Consider the following 16,910-nt stretch of genomic DNA (forward strand, 5'->3'; position numbering starts at 1 on the left):
TGAATGTCTGTAACACGTATAAGAGTGAAAGAACGCGACGCTATTATTCAGTCACTTAAGTCAGGTGTAACGCCAAGGATAGGTATTCAGCATATCCAGGTTGGCCGTGTGAATGAGATCACCGCTCTCCATCAGGATATTGAGAGGATAGCTGACGGTGGTGCAAGCTTCAGACTTATCATCGGTGAATATGGTTCCGGTAAAACATTCTTTCTGAGTGTTGTGCGCTCTATTGCGTTAGAGAAGAAGCTGGTGTCAGTCAGTGCTGACCTTTCTCCTGACAGACGTATTCACTCATCGGGAGGTCAGGCTCGTAACCTCTATTCAGAGCTTATGAAAAACATGTCCACCAGAAACAAGCCGGATGGTAATGCGTTACTTAGCGTTGTTGAAAGGTTCGTTACGGAGGCAAGGAAGGAAGCTGACACGGACGGCTCCGAGGTTTCATCAGTTATTCATAAACGCCTGGCAGCTCTGTCAGATATGGTGGGTGGATATGACTTTGCGAAGGTCATTGATGCATTCTGGCGCGGGCATGAACAGGATAACGAAACGCTAAAATCCAATGCTATTCGCTGGTTGCGGGGAGAGTACACCACCAAAACTGATGCCCGTAACGATCTCGACGTTCGGACTATTATCTCAGACGCATCATTCTATGATTCTTTGAAGCTGATGAGCCTTTTTGTCCGCCAGGCAGGCTATGCCGGTCTTTTGGTCAGCCTCGACGAAATGGTGAACCTCTTTAAGCTGAATAATACGCAAGCAAGAACAGCGAACTACGAACAGATTTTGCGGATCCTGAATGACTGCCTGCAAGGCTCAGCCGAGAACATTGGTTTTATCCTCGGGGGTACGCCAGAGTTTCTTTTCGATCCGCGTAAAGGTCTTTACAGCTATGAGGCGCTCCAGTCGCGTCTGGCGGAAAACCGGTTCGCGCAAAAAGCAGGAGTGATCGACTACTCATCCCCCACTTTGCATCTTGCCAGCCTCACCCCTGAGGAACTGTATATTTTGCTGAGAAATCTCCGTCATGTTTATGCAGGTGGAGATCCAGAGAATTATCTGGTACCAGATGAGGCACTGACTGGATTCCTGCGTCACTGTAGTAAAACCATTGGAGACGCTTACTTCCGTACCCCCCGTAATACCATAAAAGGTTTCCTGGACATGCTTGCCGTGCTGGAACAAAACAGAACGATGAACTGGCAAACACTAATCGAGGGTGTAGCGATTGAAGAGGACCGGCCCAGCGATATGGATGACGCCACTACGGAGGAAAGCGATGACGACGACGGACTGGCGAACTTCAAACTATGAGCAGTGCCTACGATAGCCTCGATCCCCGCGTCCGTAAGTGGGTTTACAAGCAGGGGTGGTCTACATTAAGGCCCTTGCAGGAGAGTTCTATCCCGGCAATTTTAGCCCGTGATCGAGACGTGCTAATCAGTGCAGGTACAGCAGCGGGTAAAACAGAGGCTTTCTTTCTTCCTGCCTGTTCGGCAGTTGCAGATCTTACGAATGGATTTGGCATCGTCTATATCAGTCCGTTGAAGGCATTGATTAACGATCAATACCGTCGTCTTGAGAGCCTTGGAGATGCATTGGAAATGCCAGTGACTCCCTGGCACGGGGACGTACCACAAAGCAAAAAGAAGAAGGCTCGGACAAACCCTGCTGGCATTTTACTGATTACACCTGAGTCACTTGAGTCTTTGCTCATAAATTCAATGGGCTGGCTCAAACAGGCTTTTTCTTCAGTCGCATACATCGTTATTGATGAGTTTCATGCTTTTATTGGCTCAGAGCGTGGTGTACAGCTGCTTTCTCTGCTCAATAGAATTGACCATGTGCTAGATCGCCAGGTAAATCCAATTCCCCGCGTTGCGTTGAGTGCCACGCTGGGAGAACTGGAGAAAGTGCCTGAAATGTTGCGCCCTGACAAACGACTCCCCTGCGTAACTGTTACAGATAGTAATAGCACGGCCACTCTTCAGGTACAGGTCAAAGGGTACCTGGAACGAGTGCTCCAAAAAGAGGAAGAACTTCAGAGTTCAGCTGAACATGAGGTTTGCGCTGACATTTTTAGACTTTGCCGTGGCGATTCTCATTTGGTCTTTGCAAACAGCCGAAAGCGCACTGAAAGCATTGCGGCAACGCTGAGCGACATGTGTGAGGAACAAATTGTTCCGAATGAATTTTTCCCGCACCATGGTTCCCTTGCCAGGGAATTACGTGAGGCGCTTGAATCTCGTCTTCAGAAAGGAAATTTGCCCACAACAGCTGTTTGTACAATGACGCTCGAGTTGGGCATTGATATCGGTAAGGTTAAGTCAGTTATCCAAGTTACGCCTCCGCATTCTGTTTCCAGTCTGCGTCAGCGTATGGGACGTTCTGGGCGACGCGATTCCCCATCAGTGCTAAGAATGCTAATTACAGAAAATGAGCTCACTGTGACTAGCAGTATCGTTGACCACCTACGGCTGCAGTTGGTCCAGTCGATGGCAATGATCAGATTGATGATCTCTGAACAATGGTTTGAACCTGCCGATTCCCGGCAGATGCATTACTCTACGCTGCTACACCAGATTCTTGCAATTACCGCACAATGGGGTGGAGTTCGTGCCGACCAGCTCTGGTCACAACTATGCCAGACAGGGCCGTTCAGAAATGTAGATTTAAACGATTTCAAAAGCCTGCTTAAACATATGGGAGCATGTGGCCTACTCACTCAACTTGCTAGCGGTGAAATGGTTGTTGGGGCAGAGGGGGAGATACTGACTAACCATTACACTTTTTATGCCGTGTTCAATACACCAGAAGAGTTCCGCATTGTCACCGGAAACAGAACCCTTGGAACAGTGCCTGTGGACTCCCCACTGCTACCAGACCAACATATCATCTTCGGTGGGCGGCGCTGGAAAGTGACAGAGATCGAGACAGAGAAAAAAGTTATCTATGTAGAGGCGACCAAAGGCGGCCAGCCACCACAATTTAGTGGGGGAGGAATGTCTGTTCATGACACCGTTCGTCAGGAAATGCTTGCTATCTATAGGGAGGGTGATTACCGCATAGCAATAGGTAGCAAGAAAGTAGATTATGCCGATACGGCCGCCAGAAACCTATTTGCGGAAGGCTGTAGTAACTTTCAGCGCTATAACCTAAAAAATGAGTATTTTATTACGAGTGGGCAACACTGTTACGTAATTCCCTGGATGGGGGATAAAGTTGTCAATACGGTCACAGCCTTGCTCGTACGTTGTGGTTTTAAAGCTAATTCATTTGCTGGAGTTATAGAAATTGATGGCTCAAGTGTCGCTTATGTTCAACAGGCACTTAAAGGTATGCTGCTGTCAGGCTTGCCTTCAGCGTTTGATCTTGCTGTAAATGTTCCAGAAAAGTACTTAGATAAATATGACGAATATTTACCAGAGTCTCTGCTTGCGAAAGGATTTGGGGAAAAAGCGTATGATATTGAAGGCACTCGTATTTGGTTGAGTCTGCACCTTTAGTAAACTGGCTATGTAATAGGGGATGCAGTTCCTGGTAGATTGAGGTGACATGCTCCCCGTTGATTAATCGCCTTTGGCTAAAATAATCTACTCTAAAAACTCCAGCTTCTGCCACATGACGGCCGGTCTCTTACTGAGGTAAATTGAAGACTATTAGCGAGGAGGCCCTCAACAATGAGGGCCTCCTCGGAGATTGTCAGGATGATTGCGCCAATTGCCGATGCAGGACCTGCAGACTAGTTCCCGCTCCAGCCCATGCAGTAGCCGAGCCGACCACATACAAGTTTTGCTTGGCGCGTGAGACGGCTACATTGATTATATTTGGCGGGCTTGCCGCCCACTGACGCGCCCTTTGCTGACTCGCTTTCGGCGCACCCAGCAACAGGATGACCGTGTCCGCTTCTCGACCCTGGAACGTGTGGATCGTGCCTACACGATCAGGGCACCACTCATCCAGCTTCACGCCGAACGCCCGCAGCAGATTAGTTTCACTTTCGAGACGCCGACGCATGTTCTGCTCTACGATCTTGAATGGTGTAATGATAAATACGTCCGGATTTGTAATGCCCGATGCTGCCAGTTCTTTGAGCATTCGTACAACCGCTTCGCCCTCGTCGGGGCACCACTTTGTCTCAGCATTGCCATTGATATCCACCCAGCGAGATCTTCCTAATGCCGAGCCAATAGATCCTGGTCTTTTAGGCCCGACAGCATTGACCATCTGCCCGGCATAGGCGATGGAGTTAGAAACATCGAACATGGGGTTCTGGCAACGCCTGTGAACGAGCAGTGGCAGGCCGACTTCTCGATCACCTACATCCATGACAAAGGTGGATTTGAAGCGCGATGCCTTATCAGCAAGTGTCTGTGTAGATGCTGCGGGGGCAGACCATTCGTTCTGGTCAATGTCAAAGAACTTGCAGATTTCGGCGTTCAGCTTTTCAGGAAGTGAAACTACAGGTGGGATTTGCAACGGGTCACCTACCACGATGGAGCGCTTTGCCCGCATGATAGCTCCCACTGCTGCCTGAGGAACGGCCTGGCCCGCTTCATCTATCAGAAGCCAGCCTATGCTCTCTGGTGGCAGATCCCCGAACATCGTATGAACAGAGGCGAATGTCGTGGACACGGTCGGCACGACCATGAAAAGGCTCGACCAAAGGTCGGGGAGAAGTTCACGGTGAGCAGAAGACTGAAAGGCACCAGCTACCATGCCCGACATCAATAGCCCAAGATTGTGTTGCAAGCGGCTGGCCGAAGCATCGATGAACGTTTTATGCACAGTCAGGGCAGCGGCGAAAAGATCCTCACGCAGGCGATGAACCTCATCGGGAAGCCATGGCGCAGTCAGGTGGATCGCCTCGTGATCACGCTCGAAGAATCTCTCCTCAACGACCCTGTCTCCCATGCGGTTTCGTGCCTGTTCCTCGGTCGCCTTCAATTTCGAAACAGCCTGATATTTTCTGAAAATTTCCTGGTCGAGTTGCTGTAACTGGGACTCAGTATTGCTCCATTTAGTCCTTGCAAGCTCCAGGGCTCCGTCTGTCTCCTGCGCCCGTAAGACTGATTGCTGCAAGGTCGCCGAGAGCTTCTGAAGAGTTGATCTCCACGACTTCCAGGCCGCAGTCGCGAACAAGCGGGAGAAGAAACCTGGACGGCAAGCAAGATGACTGTCGAGCATGATCTTGTCCTGCTCGATCTGCGATTTTGTCTTCTCATGCTCTCGTTGGCAGGATTCAGCAATCTGGTGTGCCTCTTCAACGGCTTCATTCAGACTCGGCCGACGCTGTTCAACCCTTTGAAGTTCGGTGGTCGCTTCCTTGAGCGCCAGGATATCCCGTCGCATCTCTTCGATACTGGCGATTTCGGCCTCTACCGTCTCCTTAAGTTTAAGGAAAACGGTTCGCGCTTTCCGCCAGGCCGCTAAAGCATCCGCTTCGTTGGTGCTGGGCCGCTCATTGACAACCACGCTGGGCATCACACGATCGATGATTTCGCCAGTTCGTTCGTCCTTGATCTCACGCATGACATTTATGCCGCGAGCTGCTTTCAGGTAGGTAAGGAAACCACCGTCTTCATTCCACCAGAAACCTTGCTGGAACGCGCCTCGGTTGCTGCTTTTGCCGAGAGCAGCGGCGATCAGCCCCCAGGTTTCGACAGGGTCGGATGGGATGTCCCCCTCGGCCTCGGCTTCGAAATAGCCTACGCGTTTGGGGTTCGCAATCAGGTCGCTGATGGATCGAAAATAGGCGATCTGTTCATGGCGACCATTGGCCTCCTTGAGAGGAAGCTCTTTACTGACGTTCTCGACCGCTTTGTTATTGGAGGACGCTACAACGATCTCATGGCCCCTCAAGGATGCATGTAGCTTGTAGAAGTGCAGGAAGGCATTGGAGCCGAATTCCAGCTTCTCGCCTGAGGTGGAAAATGCATCCTGCGGTTTGTTGAAGCCGCACATCGCCGTGGCCCGATCGAGAATGCACCCAACGACAATATCCCGCAGAAGAGTGGTCTTTCCGGTACCCGGTGGTCCGTTGACACCGATGATGCCTGAAGCCTTATTCAGCTCAGCACGCGCCGCATTCACGGCAGCCTGCTGAAGCAATACCAATGGATGGCCGCCTTTCGAAGGCCAACGAGCCTGCGGCATGAGCGACGGTGCGACGAAAGGCTCAACTGCGGAAATGGGCGATAGCACGTCGATTTTCTGGTCAGGCCTGCCAATTCCCATGTAGCGGTGCAAACCGGTTCCGGCTTTGCCCGTCTCGAGCAATTTGGTTGCTTCACCGAGATCTTCAAGATAGAAGGAATTGAGTAACGAAGGTTCAGGCGGCGCTTTGGCCTTGAAATGATGAAACACCTTAATCGCGAATGTGGGTGGCTCAACCAAATGCTCGGGTACACCGAACTGAGACACAAGCCATCTATAAGCGGTAAGAACGACATCCAAATCGAGCGGTATGGGTTCTCCATCTTCGTTGTGGCGGCGAACTCTTCGATCCAGATGCTCAATAATGCGTGGCTCAACATTCGGCCAATTCCCTAAGCTCCCAAGCTTCAGATCGAGAGCCGGCTTGAGTGCCCAGGCAAAACTGGAAACAGCAACGCCCTTGTCCTCAAGCACATAGCCTTCTTTGTCGATCAGGATCGAACCAATGGCCGCTTTCTTACCGTCCGGGCGTGAACGCTCCTCATCCTCGCCAAAAACCTTGACCAGCTCGTCCGTCGCCTTATCGAGAGCGATGGAGCCGAGGACGACCTCGAAATAAAGCTTATAACTGGGCTTGCTGCGGGCGTTTGGTCCCCATGGAACACCTCGCTCCAATAGAGCAACCTTGGATCGATCGCCGGTTGCCATATCCTCTGGGCGTTTATAACTTTGAGGCGACAGTGCTTCGAGGGCTGTCCATGCTGCCAGTATTGCTCGCGCATCATTCGCCTTATCTGACGGAGAGAATGAGGGGAGTGGACCTGGATCGATTTGGTCTTTGTCATATTGCTGTCGCATGGCAGCGTCTGGGATAGTCTTTGGTTGCAGTTGCTCTACATCTGCAGTCGCATTGTGGGGCATAGCTTGAAAAGATTGTGTGGGCGTCGAATCGGGATGACGTGTTGATGGGCTGGAAGCCGACGTGGCGACCACACTGCGGTCGTTAATTACAATTAGAGCTTGCTCGATTTTAGACGTCAGCGTCCGCGCCCTGGCAGTGTTGCGAAAGGTCAGTTCGCTCAACAGCTGTTCAAGTTCACTAACATTGTTGCGGGACTGTTCGAAGATTGCTTCCAGATCGAAGATAGATTTTTGCGCATACTGCCGTGTATTCATTTCTTTCTGCGGCTCCATATCCCTTCAGTTAAGAGATATTATGCTAATTGGCTTGATTTCTAAAACTATTAACTTTCGCTCATGAGGTAGATCCAGATTTCGGTGGCATGCTCAACTGGCTGCTTACGTGAGAAGACGCACTCTGTGCAAATCAATATAATGCAGGTTGTTGGTATGACTTGATGGTTGAGGGATAGCCAAAGGCTATTACCTGTGAACGTGAGGTACAGTAATAAGTTTTTGGCATCTAGATAGATTTTTATTCGCGTGTCTATGAGCACATTGACTTCGTCTCTACGCATTAATGATATGCGACATATTGCCCAAGCCCCCATACTTTTTGATCTCTTGTTAGCAAGTGGATTTCCTTATTCCCATTAGCTAAACTGTGCGGCTGGATTCCTCCCAGCAACTACGCGCAGAGCGAACCATGATCCGCAGAAAAAAACCATTTAATACACTTTCCCGCCGTCAGCGTCGCGCCCGTACACAACACGTTAAGAATCTGATCTACCGCGAGCGTCAGCGCTGCGGAGGACTGCATTATGATGATTGCGATTCTGAAAATGCCGAGGCCATTGCTGCAGGTTGGGTGTGGACCTGGAGCGATGTTTTATTCCTGGGTAATTCTCCAGATCTGTACTGGAATGCGGAGATCATTACCATTGACGTAGCGCGTGCGGATATTGCGGAAAATCTGGTATTTGAAGAAGCTCATGCAATGTTGAACCAAAGCCAGCAGGAAGATGAAGCCCGCATGGATACAACGTCAAACTTCAATACTAATGGGAAGGTGATTAGCCATACGGTGATAGAACGTACGCGCGTTTCTTACCCTCAATTCGATGGATTAACCTATTTCGAATACATTGATAAACGCTTGGCCGAAGTCATGCGCGACAATCCGCCTATAGTTACTCATGGCTACCGCATTCAATCTGGCTATCGTAGCGGCATTGGTTTGCAAATCATCGTGGAAGAGCCTGTGCTCACTCGCGAGATTATCGACAGTGCGATCCACTCATTTTTGGCTGGGGAAATGCCCCTGGTCCCCCAGGTTGACAAAATTATGAAGCAAACTCTTTTTAAGCAACCTGGCAATAAAAGCTGAAATGCACCCGATAAAATCTATGGCGGGCGAATGAACGTGTGAACATGAATTCGTCCCAGTAGTAGGCTCGGATGCCACAGGAATGAGTTCAGATATCAAGGCTGATACCTGATACTTTTAAACGCTACTTAAGTCCTTTTTTATTGCAATTTATCTGTACTCCTTGCAGATATGGCGGATCGAATGGGAAAAGTTTTAAGTCGACGTCCAGACTTATATTGGCGATCCGCGGTCACTCCAGGAAGAATTTGACACCATTCGTGCGACTCAACTTGGGTTCATCCTGGTATGCGTGCAGCCAGTGATAAGCAGCAATGAAATCGATGCTCATCTCGCAGATTTCGTGTCATTTAATATCTTTCACGCGATGCAAAATGGTGCAACAAAAGCTCGTTGGTCAATGAGTAAACATTAATCCTGTCAAAGGCGGAAAATCAGACAGATTATTTATCGGTTCAGTATCCGCTTATGGCACGGAACGGACAAGTTAACTGGGCTGAAGGTCTGCTTTGAGCCGGGAGTTCAATTGACGGATAGAACACACTTATTGAATCGCTCTGCGAGTCAATGGAAGAAAATCGTACTCATCCCCATACTCATCTTTAACTGCGTTGTGACGAGGTGATTCGAGACGTTGTGAAATGAAAAATCCACGCAATTGCGTGGATTTAAAGTTTTTTCCGGCGCTCATAAGATTCAATGAAACCCCATGAAACAGCAGATTTTAATCAGACGTTAAACAGGAAGTTCATCACATCGCCATCTTTCACGATGTACTCTTTCCCTTCTGAACGCATCTTTCCAGCTTCTTTCGCACCCTGTTCACCCTTGCAGGCGATAAAGTCATCAAATGCGATGGTCTGCGCGCGGATAAAGCCTTTTTCGAAGTCGGTGTGAATTTTACCGGCAGCCTGAGGGGCAGTCGCGCCCACCGGGATAGTCCAGGCACGCACTTCTTTCACGCCTGCGGTGAAATAGGTCTGCAGGTTCAGCAGGGCGTAACCGGCGCGGATCACGCGGTTCAGGCCCGGCTCTTCCAGTCCCAGCTCCGCCATGAACTCGTCACGCTCTTCATCTTCCAGCTCGGCGATATCAGATTCCACTGCGGCACACACCGGTACCACCACTGAACCTTCCGCTGCTGCGATAGCGCGAACCTGATCCAGATAGGGGTTGTTCTCAAAACCGTCTTCATTGACGTTAGCAATGTACATGGTCGGTTTCAGGGTCAGGAAGCTCAGATAGCGAATCGCCGCTTTCTCATCGGCATCCAGATTCAGAGAGCGCAGCATGCCCGCTTCAGAGAGGTGCGGCAGGCATTTTTCCAGCGCAGCCAGCTCGGCTTTCGCATCTTTGTCGCCGCCTTTGGCTTTCTTCTGCACGCGCTGAATCGCACGCTCACAGGTATCAAGGTCAGAAAGTGCCAGCTCGGTGTTAATCACGTCGATATCTTCCGCCGGGTTAACTTTACCCGCGACGTGGATGATGTTGTCATTTTCAAAGCAGCGCACCACGTGACCGATCGCTTCGGTTTCACGGATGTTAGTCAGGAACTGGTTGCCCAGGCCCTCACCCTTAGACGCGCCTTTCACCAGACCCGCGATATCGACGAATTCCATGGTAGTCGGCACCACGCGCTGCGGCTTAACAATCTCCGAGAGCTGGTCGAGACGCAGGTCAGGCATAGGCACCACGCCCGTGTTAGGCTCAATGGTGCAGAAGGGGAAGTTAGCCGCTTCGATACCCGCTTTGGTCAGCGCGTTAAACAGAGTGGATTTACCGACGTTCGGCAGGCCCACGATACCGCATTTGAATCCCATGGTTTGATACCCTTTATAACTGGATGGACAGTGCGCCCGATGGCGAGCTGTCGGAGAAGAATTGAAAAATTCCGCGCATTATACACGGAATCGCGACGATTCGGGCGTTTAAGCAGGTTTGAAGGCGTGCAGCCGGTTCATGGCTTTGATGCGATCCTCTTTCAGCCACAGCTCAGTGCAGCGCGCCGCCTCATCAATGGCTTCATCAATCAGCTTCTGCTCGCTGACGGGCGGTTTACCCAGCACAAATCCGGTCACCTTATTGCGATCGCCGGGATGGCCGATACCGATGCGCAGGCGGTGAAAATTGTTGTTGTTGCCCAGTTTGCTGATGATGTCTTTCAGACCGTTATGGCCGCCGTGGCCGCCACCCTGCTTAAATTTCGCGACGCCGGCCGGTAAATCGAGTTCATCATGCGCCACCAGAATCTCTTCAGGCGCGATGCGATAAAAGGTCGCCATCGCCGCCACCGCTTTACCGCTCAGGTTCATAAAGGTGGTCGGCACCAGCAGGCGGACATCCTCTCCGGCTATCGCCAGACGGGCGGTGTAGCCATAGAATTTGCCTTCCTCTTTCAGAGACTGATTGTGGCGTTCCGCCAGTAAATCCAGATACCAGGCACCCGCATTATGGCGCGTGGCGGCATATTCAGCGCCAGGATTGGCCAGTCCCACAATCAGTTTAATGCTGCTCACAATGATTATCCTGCTGTTATCGCGAAAGGGCGTTAGTTTACTTCGCGACAGGCGAGATGACAAAGCAGAAGCAGTCAAATGGTTCATCAGCGTGATTAATCATTTTCTATCGGAATCAACAGTCTGCAATCAGGACCAGGCGAAGCTTTATGGTTGATGTGTGATCCAGCCCGCATCGCGGGGCTGAGCCATTGCCTAAACTTATGACACTTAACATTGTGTGCGGTTATTGGCTCTTATGGATGGAGGTGCATTATGAAACATCATCACTGCCGTGTAGCGGGTAACACGCTAATGGTACTGGGATTAGTTACCATGGTTCTGGGCGTGGGTTTCTCTATTATGAACCAGCTGCCCGCGCTCGATCTGCCTCAGTCTCTGGCGCAGGGCGCTATCTTCAGCATCTTTATTGGTGCGCTGCTCTGGCTGGTGGGCGCCCGTGTCAGTGGCCGGGAAAAGATAGAAGATCGTTATTACTGGGTGCGTCACTATGACCAGCGCTGCCGCCGGTCACATAACTCACACCACTAAATAATGGCAGCAGGCAGCGGATGCTGCGCGGTGCGGTTTCGGCCGCTGGCCTTGGCGTGGTAGAGCGCCGCATCCGCCTGCACCAGTAACGCTTCAAAACCCTGCTGATGATGTGTGGCCGTAGCAAAGCCAATGCTGACCGAATAGGCAATCGCATTATGTTGTGATGCACAGACCGCCAGCCGGATTGTCTCACACCACGCTTCTGTCTCCTGTGCCGTCGCCGTAATGATGGCCGCAAACTCCTCTCCGCCCAGTCGCGCAAAACGTCCCCCCGCCGGAATCAGTGCGCTCACCACCTCGCAAAAGTGGATCAGAATCTGGTCGCCCTGCTGATGCCCGTAGCGATCGTTGATGCTTTTGAAATGGTCCAGGTCAAACAGGATGGCGCTGAAGGGCCGGTTCTGGCGATGGCATCGCGCCGCAATGTTCTCTGCTTCGCTGAACAGGGCGCGGCGGTTCCAGACGCGGGTCAGCGGGTCGTGCAGCGAAGCATGTTTCAGGGTCTGCTGCATCCGTTCATTCACCATCGCCAGGATGGTGAAGGTGAGGCCAATAACAAACAGAATCGACTCCAGGATAACGTAAACCGAGAAAGCCGACCCGCCAATCGCGCCTGGCAGCCCGCTGGCAACGGCGCTATCCAGAAGCAGCCGGGCCAGATGGAACAGCAGATGGATCCAGAGCAGCAGCTGGGCCGGCCAGAAGGTGGCTTTCAGCGTCTCTCGAGCCAGCCAGACCAGCTGGATCAGGGCGGCGGTATAGGCGACGCAGGCAAGACAGAGCACTACTACTCGTTTCGGCAGGCTGTCGTAAAATGCCGGGAAACAGCAGAGCAGCGCCCAGAGCAGGGCACCCAGCAGCCAGTGGCTGCCGATGGGTTTGCCACAGAAGCGGCGAAAGGCATTCAGCAACCCGCCATAGGCCAGCATCACCAGCACGTTCCCGACAGCCACTGGCAGAAAATGGAAGCCGCTGCTGCGCAGGCTGCTTAAAAAGACCGCCACCAGCGTCAGGACCAGCGACAGCAGGGTAAAGCCCAGCACGCGATCGTACTGCGATCCGACCCAGGCAAAAATCATGATCAGGCTTAAAAAGCCCAGCACATAGAGCTCGCAAATAAACAGGGTATAGATATCGAGAGTCATGATGGCCGGGTTCTGGTGAGAAATGGGCAGCAAATTACCATTTAACGGCAGCGGGCAGAAGCGGGAAACGAGGCCATTGATGAAAAGAGTGCGTGGCGTTGCAAACCGGGGCGAACGGGAAAATTTATCGCGCTAATCTCAGAAAAAGAAGAGAGTTAAGCGGGCAGGAACAGGCATAAAAAAACCGGGCACAGGGCCCGGTTTCCGCGAAGATTAATGCTCGAACATCGCCGAGATGGACTCTTCGTTACTGATGCGGCGAATGGCTTCAGCCAGCATGCCTGAGAGGGTCAGTGTGCGCACGTTCGGCAGCGCCCTGATCTCTTCAGAGAGAGGGATGGTGTCACAGACAATCACCTGATCGAGCACCGATTTACGCAGGTTTTCAACCGCGTTGCCGGAGAAGATTGGGTGGGTTGCATAAGCAAACACGCGTTTGGCACCACGCTCTTTCAGCGCTTCAGCCGCTTTGCACAGCGTGCCGCCGGTGTCGATCATGTCGTCGACCAGCACGCAGTCGCGGCCAGCAACGTCACCAATAATATGCATCACCTGAGAGACGTTCGCGCGCGGGCGACGTTTATCGATGATAGCCATATCGGTGTCGTTCAGCAGTTTAGCGATAGCACGGGCACGTACTACGCCACCAATATCGGGAGAAACAACAATCGGGTTTTCCAGTCCGATCTGCATCATATCTTCCAGCAGGATCGGGCTGCCAAATACGTTATCAACCGGGACGTCGAAGAAGCCCTGGATCTGCTCGGCGTGCAGGTCAACCGTCAGAACACGGTCAACACCGACGCTGGAAAGGAAGTCAGCCACAACTTTAGCGGTGATCGGCACACGCGCAGAGCGCACGCGGCGATCCTGACGGGCATAGCCAAAGTAGGGGATGACTGCGGTAATACGACCAGCAGAAGCACGACGCAGCGCGTCGACCATCACAACCAGTTCCATCAGATTATCGTTGGTGGGGGCACAGGTGGACTGGATGATGAAAATATCACCACCGCGTACATTTTCGTTGATCTGTACGCTCACTTCACCATCGCTGAAACGTCCGACAGCGGCGTCTCCCAGACTGGTGTAAAGGCGGTTGGCAATACGTTGTGCTAGTTCCGGGGTGGCGTTACCAGCAAATAGCTTCATATCAGGCACGAGAAGAACCTCAGGCTTTGCGTCCAGAGAATGAACGACATGACCGTAACCGGCGTGCACGGTCATGGGCGTTCACACGGGTGTGTTGATGCAAAAGGTGCAGTGTCCGGAACGTGGTGACACTGTCACGCTTTTGCTAATCGCCTCGCAGGGTACGCTGTAGCGGCGACACGTTAACGCCCCGGGCTACAAATCCGCGCACCCCATTCGGGGCAAGCTCCAGCACCTGGCGGGCAGCAGACTCGGTGTCAAATTCAGCAAACACACAAGCGCCCGTGCCAGTCAGGCGTGACGGCGCGTATTCTAGCAGCCAGGAAACAAGCTCATCAACCTCGCGAAAACGTTTTCTTACCACTGCTTCACAATCGTTGGCGAAGGGGGAGGCTAAAAGTGTCGATAAACTGCGCGCTGGGGTGTCACGCGTCAGGTCGGGATCGCCGAACACCACCGGCGTGCTGATATGCACGCCAGGGTGCGCAACGAGGTACCATTTTTCAGCCGGGTCGGCAGGCTGAAGCTCTTCGCCCACGCCCTGCGCAAACGCCGCGAAGCCGTGGACAAACACCGGGACATCAGCACCGAGCGTCACACCCATCGCCGCCAGTTCTTCTGTCGAAAAGCCGGTCTGCCACAGATGATTCAGCGCCACCAGCACGGTAGCGGCATCAGACGAGCCGCCGCCGATGCCGCCCCCCATGGGCAGTCTCTTCTCGATAGCAATCTGCGCACCCGCGCTGGCAGAAAGGCGATTGCTCTGCAGCGCCGCCTGTTTCAGCAGGTTCGCGGCGCGCACAATCAGGTTGTCCTCGTCTGCCACACCCGCCAGCGGCGTCAGCAGCTGAATGCGACCGCTCTGGTCAGCATGAATCTGCAGTTCGTCACCGTAATCGAGAAACTGAAACAGCGTCTGCAGGTTGTGGTAGCCGTCGGGCCGACGGCCGGTAATGTAGAGAAAAAGATTCAGTTTTGCCGGGGCGGGCCAGTGGGTGATCATTGAACGGTCCAGCTGTCCATGCGCAGTTTAATCCGCTGGTCACCCTCTTTCAGCTCCAGGCTGGAAGGAAGTGGCGGAGTCACTTTGCTGTCGTAACCGGCGATGGAGACCTGCCAGGTCTGACCGTCGCGGCTGTAGTTCAGGCTGCGCAGCTGATAACTCTCGTTGAGCTGATAGTCGCTGGCATCGCCTGGCAGACCCATCATCCACTGACGCAGGTTAGCCAGCGGGATGTCCATGCCGGTTAACTGGGAAATCATCTTCTGTGCATCGTTGCTGACGTAACGCTTGCCCTTGTTATCGACAATCTGCACGACCGAGCCCTGCGCATCCAGCTGCAGCTCGGTGCTGCCCAGCGGATTGGTCAGCAGCAGGCGATAGCGGTCAGGCGCGGTCTGCTGCCAGTTGAAGCGGGCATACACTTTCTGTTTGTCGGAGAGGTAGGCAAAGGCGCCGCGGGTCTGATAATGCGTGACCTTTGAGACCGCCTGCTGATGCTGTTGCCACTGCGGCGCGGTGACGCTGGGGCCCGGACCCTGCGGTTTGTTGACGCTACAGGCCGCCAGCAGCACGCTGGCAAGGGGCAAAAGGCGCAACAGATTGCGTGGTGAAGTAAGCATCAAGTGGTCATCTCCTCGGACACATTTATTATTGGCAACGGATAACGCTAACCGTCACGGTTTTAACCGTCAATGCTGTTATGCAGCAAATTGCGTATGATCGGGTTAATCTTATTACAGTCATAGCCTTTGTATGGCTTTTCTTGATCTGTCGCATCTTGTAGAATGCGCCTCACAAAACCCTGACATTATTGGGACATCCCAACCAAAATCACCATGACGCTGCTCGCTCTCGGAATCAACCACAAGACCGCCCCCATTGCTCTGCGCGAACGTGTTACGTTCGGGCCGGAGACGCTTGAGCAGGCCTTAAACAGCCTGTTATCACAGCCAATGGTGCAGAGCGGCGTGGTGCTGTCCACCTGTAACCGGACTGAGCTCTACCTGAGTGTAGAGCAGCAGGCGGATTTACAGGCGCGTCTGGTGAGCTGGCTGTGCAATTATCATCAGCTGAATGAAGAGGATGTGCGTAACAGCCTCTACTGGCATCAGGATAATGAGGCGGTCAGCCACCTGATGCGGGTCGCCAGCGGACTCGATTCCCTGGTGCTGGGCGAACCGCAGATCCTCGGTCAGGTGAAAAAAGCGTTTGCCGACTCCTCACGTGGTCAGGCGCTGAGCAGTGAACTGGAGCGCATGTTCCAGAAAACCTTCTCGGTGGCCAAACGCGTGCGCACGGAAACCGACATCGGTGCCAATGCCGTTTCGGTGGCGTTCGCGGCCTGTACGCTGGCCCGTCAGATCTTTGAATCACTCTCCACCGTCAATGTCATGCTGGTCGGCGCCGGTGAGACCATCGAGCTGGTGGCCCGCCACCTGCGCGAACACCAGGTCAAAAATCTGATCATCGCCAACCGCACCCGCGAGCGCGCCGAAACGCTGGCGTCGGAAGTGGGTGCCGAGGTGATTACCCTGGCGGAGATCGACGCCCGTCTGGCGGAGGCGGACATTATTATCTCCTCCACCGCCAGTCCGTTACCGATTATCGGTAAGGGGATGATGGAGCGCGCCCTGAAAGCGCGTCGTAATAAGCCGATGCTGCTGGTGGATATTGCCGTGCCGCGCGACGTCGAGCCGGAAGTGGGCGATCTGCCTAACGCCTATCTCTACAGCGTGGACGATCTGCAGGCGATTATCGAGCAGAACCTGGCGCAGCGCAAAGCGGCGGCAGTGCAGGCCGAAAGCATCGTGGTGCAGGAAAGCAGCGAATTTATGGCGTGGCTGCGCTCGCAGGGCGCGGTGAACACCATCCGGGAATATCGATCTCAGGCGGATGAGATCCGCGCTGAGCTGGAAGGCCGTGCGCTGCAGGCGCTGCAGCAGGGCACCGATCCGCAGAAAGTTCTGCAGGAACTGGCGCACAAGCTGACCAACCGTTTAATACATGCCCCAACCAAATCACTTCAGCAGGCCGCCCGCGACGGCGATAATGAACGCCTGCAGATTTTACGCGACAGCCTGGGTCTCGATTAGGCACACTGCTGTCGCCAC

Annotated in this window: 12 protein-coding genes; 5 read left to right on the forward strand and 7 right to left on the reverse strand. The window is 53.0% G+C overall.

What is annotated here, in order from left to right:
* Window positions 1–3 precede the first annotated feature (3 nt).
* The gene (locus AC1V0D_RS04280) at window positions 4–1,320 is read left to right on the forward strand and encodes an ATP-binding protein (protein WP_058956603.1); all 1,317 of its coding nucleotides are present in this window, start codon (window positions 4–6) and stop codon (window positions 1,318–1,320) included.
* Window positions 1,317–3,512, forward strand: a complete 2,196-nt coding sequence (locus AC1V0D_RS04285; protein WP_150030022.1) for a DEAD/DEAH box helicase — start codon at window positions 1,317–1,319, stop codon at window positions 3,510–3,512. Before AC1V0D_RS04280 ends, AC1V0D_RS04285 begins: the two co-directional genes overlap by 4 nt.
* Before the next feature lie 196 nt (window positions 3,513–3,708).
* Here the strand turns inward: AC1V0D_RS04285 and AC1V0D_RS04290 are convergent, their stop codons facing one another.
* On the reverse strand, window positions 3,709–7,338 hold the full coding sequence (locus AC1V0D_RS04290; protein ID WP_482907395.1) for a DEAD/DEAH box helicase: 3,630 nt from the start codon (window positions 7,336–7,338) through the stop codon (window positions 3,709–3,711).
* A 430-nt stretch (window positions 7,339–7,768) separates the two neighbouring features.
* On the opposite strand from AC1V0D_RS04290, the gene AC1V0D_RS04295 reads away from it, so the two are divergent.
* Window positions 7,769–8,449, forward strand: a complete 681-nt coding sequence (locus AC1V0D_RS04295) for a hypothetical protein (protein ID WP_058956600.1) — start codon at window positions 7,769–7,771, stop codon at window positions 8,447–8,449.
* Between the two features lie 728 nt (window positions 8,450–9,177).
* Here the strand turns inward: AC1V0D_RS04295 and ychF are convergent.
* Together ychF and pth are read right to left on the reverse strand one after the other, a co-directional pair.
* Window positions 9,178–10,269 (reverse strand): redox-regulated ATPase YchF, encoded by a 1,092-nt coding sequence (gene ychF, locus AC1V0D_RS04300; protein ID WP_046101684.1) that lies wholly within the window; start codon window positions 10,267–10,269, stop codon window positions 9,178–9,180.
* 108 nt (window positions 10,270–10,377) lie between these two features.
* Complete coding sequence (pth, locus tag AC1V0D_RS04305; RefSeq protein WP_482907028.1) at window positions 10,378–10,965, reverse strand: aminoacyl-tRNA hydrolase; 588 nt, start codon at window positions 10,963–10,965, stop codon at window positions 10,378–10,380.
* A gap of 255 nt (window positions 10,966–11,220) precedes the next feature.
* Between pth and ychH the strand changes: the two genes are divergently transcribed.
* Window positions 11,221–11,496 carry a stress-induced protein YchH gene (gene ychH, locus AC1V0D_RS04310; RefSeq protein WP_009090642.1) on the forward strand — a complete coding sequence of 92 codons (276 nt, stop codon included), beginning with the start codon at window positions 11,221–11,223 and terminating at the stop codon, window positions 11,494–11,496.
* Here ychH and AC1V0D_RS04315 read toward each other — a convergent pair.
* The 4 genes from AC1V0D_RS04315 to lolB form a co-directional block, all read right to left on the reverse strand.
* On the reverse strand, window positions 11,493–12,644 hold the full coding sequence (locus AC1V0D_RS04315; protein ID WP_482907029.1) for a GGDEF domain-containing protein: 1,152 nt from the start codon (window positions 12,642–12,644) through the stop codon (window positions 11,493–11,495). The two genes, ychH and AC1V0D_RS04315, sit on opposite strands and share 4 nt — an antisense overlap.
* 213 nt (window positions 12,645–12,857) lie before the next feature.
* Window positions 12,858–13,805: a ribose-phosphate diphosphokinase gene (prs, locus tag AC1V0D_RS04320; protein ID WP_009090638.1), complete on the reverse strand. Its 948-nt coding sequence runs from the start codon at window positions 13,803–13,805 to the stop codon at window positions 12,858–12,860.
* A gap of 136 nt (window positions 13,806–13,941) precedes the next feature.
* Window positions 13,942–14,799 (reverse strand): 4-(cytidine 5'-diphospho)-2-C-methyl-D-erythritol kinase, encoded by an 858-nt coding sequence (gene ispE / locus AC1V0D_RS04325; RefSeq protein WP_009090636.1) that lies wholly within the window; start codon window positions 14,797–14,799, stop codon window positions 13,942–13,944.
* Entirely contained in the window at window positions 14,796–15,419 is a 624-nt protein-coding gene (gene lolB, locus AC1V0D_RS04330) for a lipoprotein insertase outer membrane protein LolB (RefSeq protein ID WP_009090634.1), read from the reverse strand. Before lolB ends, ispE begins: the two co-directional genes overlap by 4 nt.
* A gap of 216 nt (window positions 15,420–15,635) precedes the next feature.
* On the opposite strand from lolB, the gene hemA reads away from it, so the two are divergent.
* Entirely contained in the window at window positions 15,636–16,892 is a 1,257-nt protein-coding gene (gene hemA / locus AC1V0D_RS04335) for a glutamyl-tRNA reductase (protein WP_009090632.1), read from the forward strand.
* The last annotated feature ends 18 nt before the right edge of the window (window positions 16,893–16,910 follow it).

It is taken from the genome of Pantoea sp. PA1 (assembly GCF_056856975.1).

Excerpts from the sequence above, each read along its gene's own strand:
- AC1V0D_RS04280 (WP_058956603.1), top strand. The coding sequence starts at position 4 with ATGTCTGTAACACGTATAAGAGTGAAAGAACGCGACGCTATTATTCAG.
- AC1V0D_RS04285 (WP_150030022.1), top strand. The coding sequence starts at position 1,317 with ATGAGCAGTGCCTACGATAGCCTCGATCCCCGCGTCCGTAAGTGGGTT.
- AC1V0D_RS04290 (WP_482907395.1), bottom strand. The coding sequence starts at position 7,338 with ATGAATACACGGCAGTATGCGCAAAAATCTATCTTCGATCTGGAAGCA.
- AC1V0D_RS04295 (WP_058956600.1), top strand. The coding sequence starts at position 7,769 with ATGATCCGCAGAAAAAAACCATTTAATACACTTTCCCGCCGTCAGCGT.
- ychF (WP_046101684.1), bottom strand. The coding sequence starts at position 10,269 with ATGGGATTCAAATGCGGTATCGTGGGCCTGCCGAACGTCGGTAAATCC.
- ychH (WP_009090642.1), top strand. The coding sequence starts at position 11,221 with ATGAAACATCATCACTGCCGTGTAGCGGGTAACACGCTAATGGTACTG.
- AC1V0D_RS04315 (WP_482907029.1), bottom strand. The coding sequence starts at position 12,644 with ATGACTCTCGATATCTATACCCTGTTTATTTGCGAGCTCTATGTGCTG.
- ispE (WP_009090636.1), bottom strand. The coding sequence starts at position 14,799 with ATGATCACCCACTGGCCCGCCCCGGCAAAACTGAATCTTTTTCTCTAC.
- lolB (WP_009090634.1), bottom strand. The coding sequence starts at position 15,419 with ATGCTTACTTCACCACGCAATCTGTTGCGCCTTTTGCCCCTTGCCAGC.
- hemA (WP_009090632.1), top strand. The coding sequence starts at position 15,636 with ATGACGCTGCTCGCTCTCGGAATCAACCACAAGACCGCCCCCATTGCT.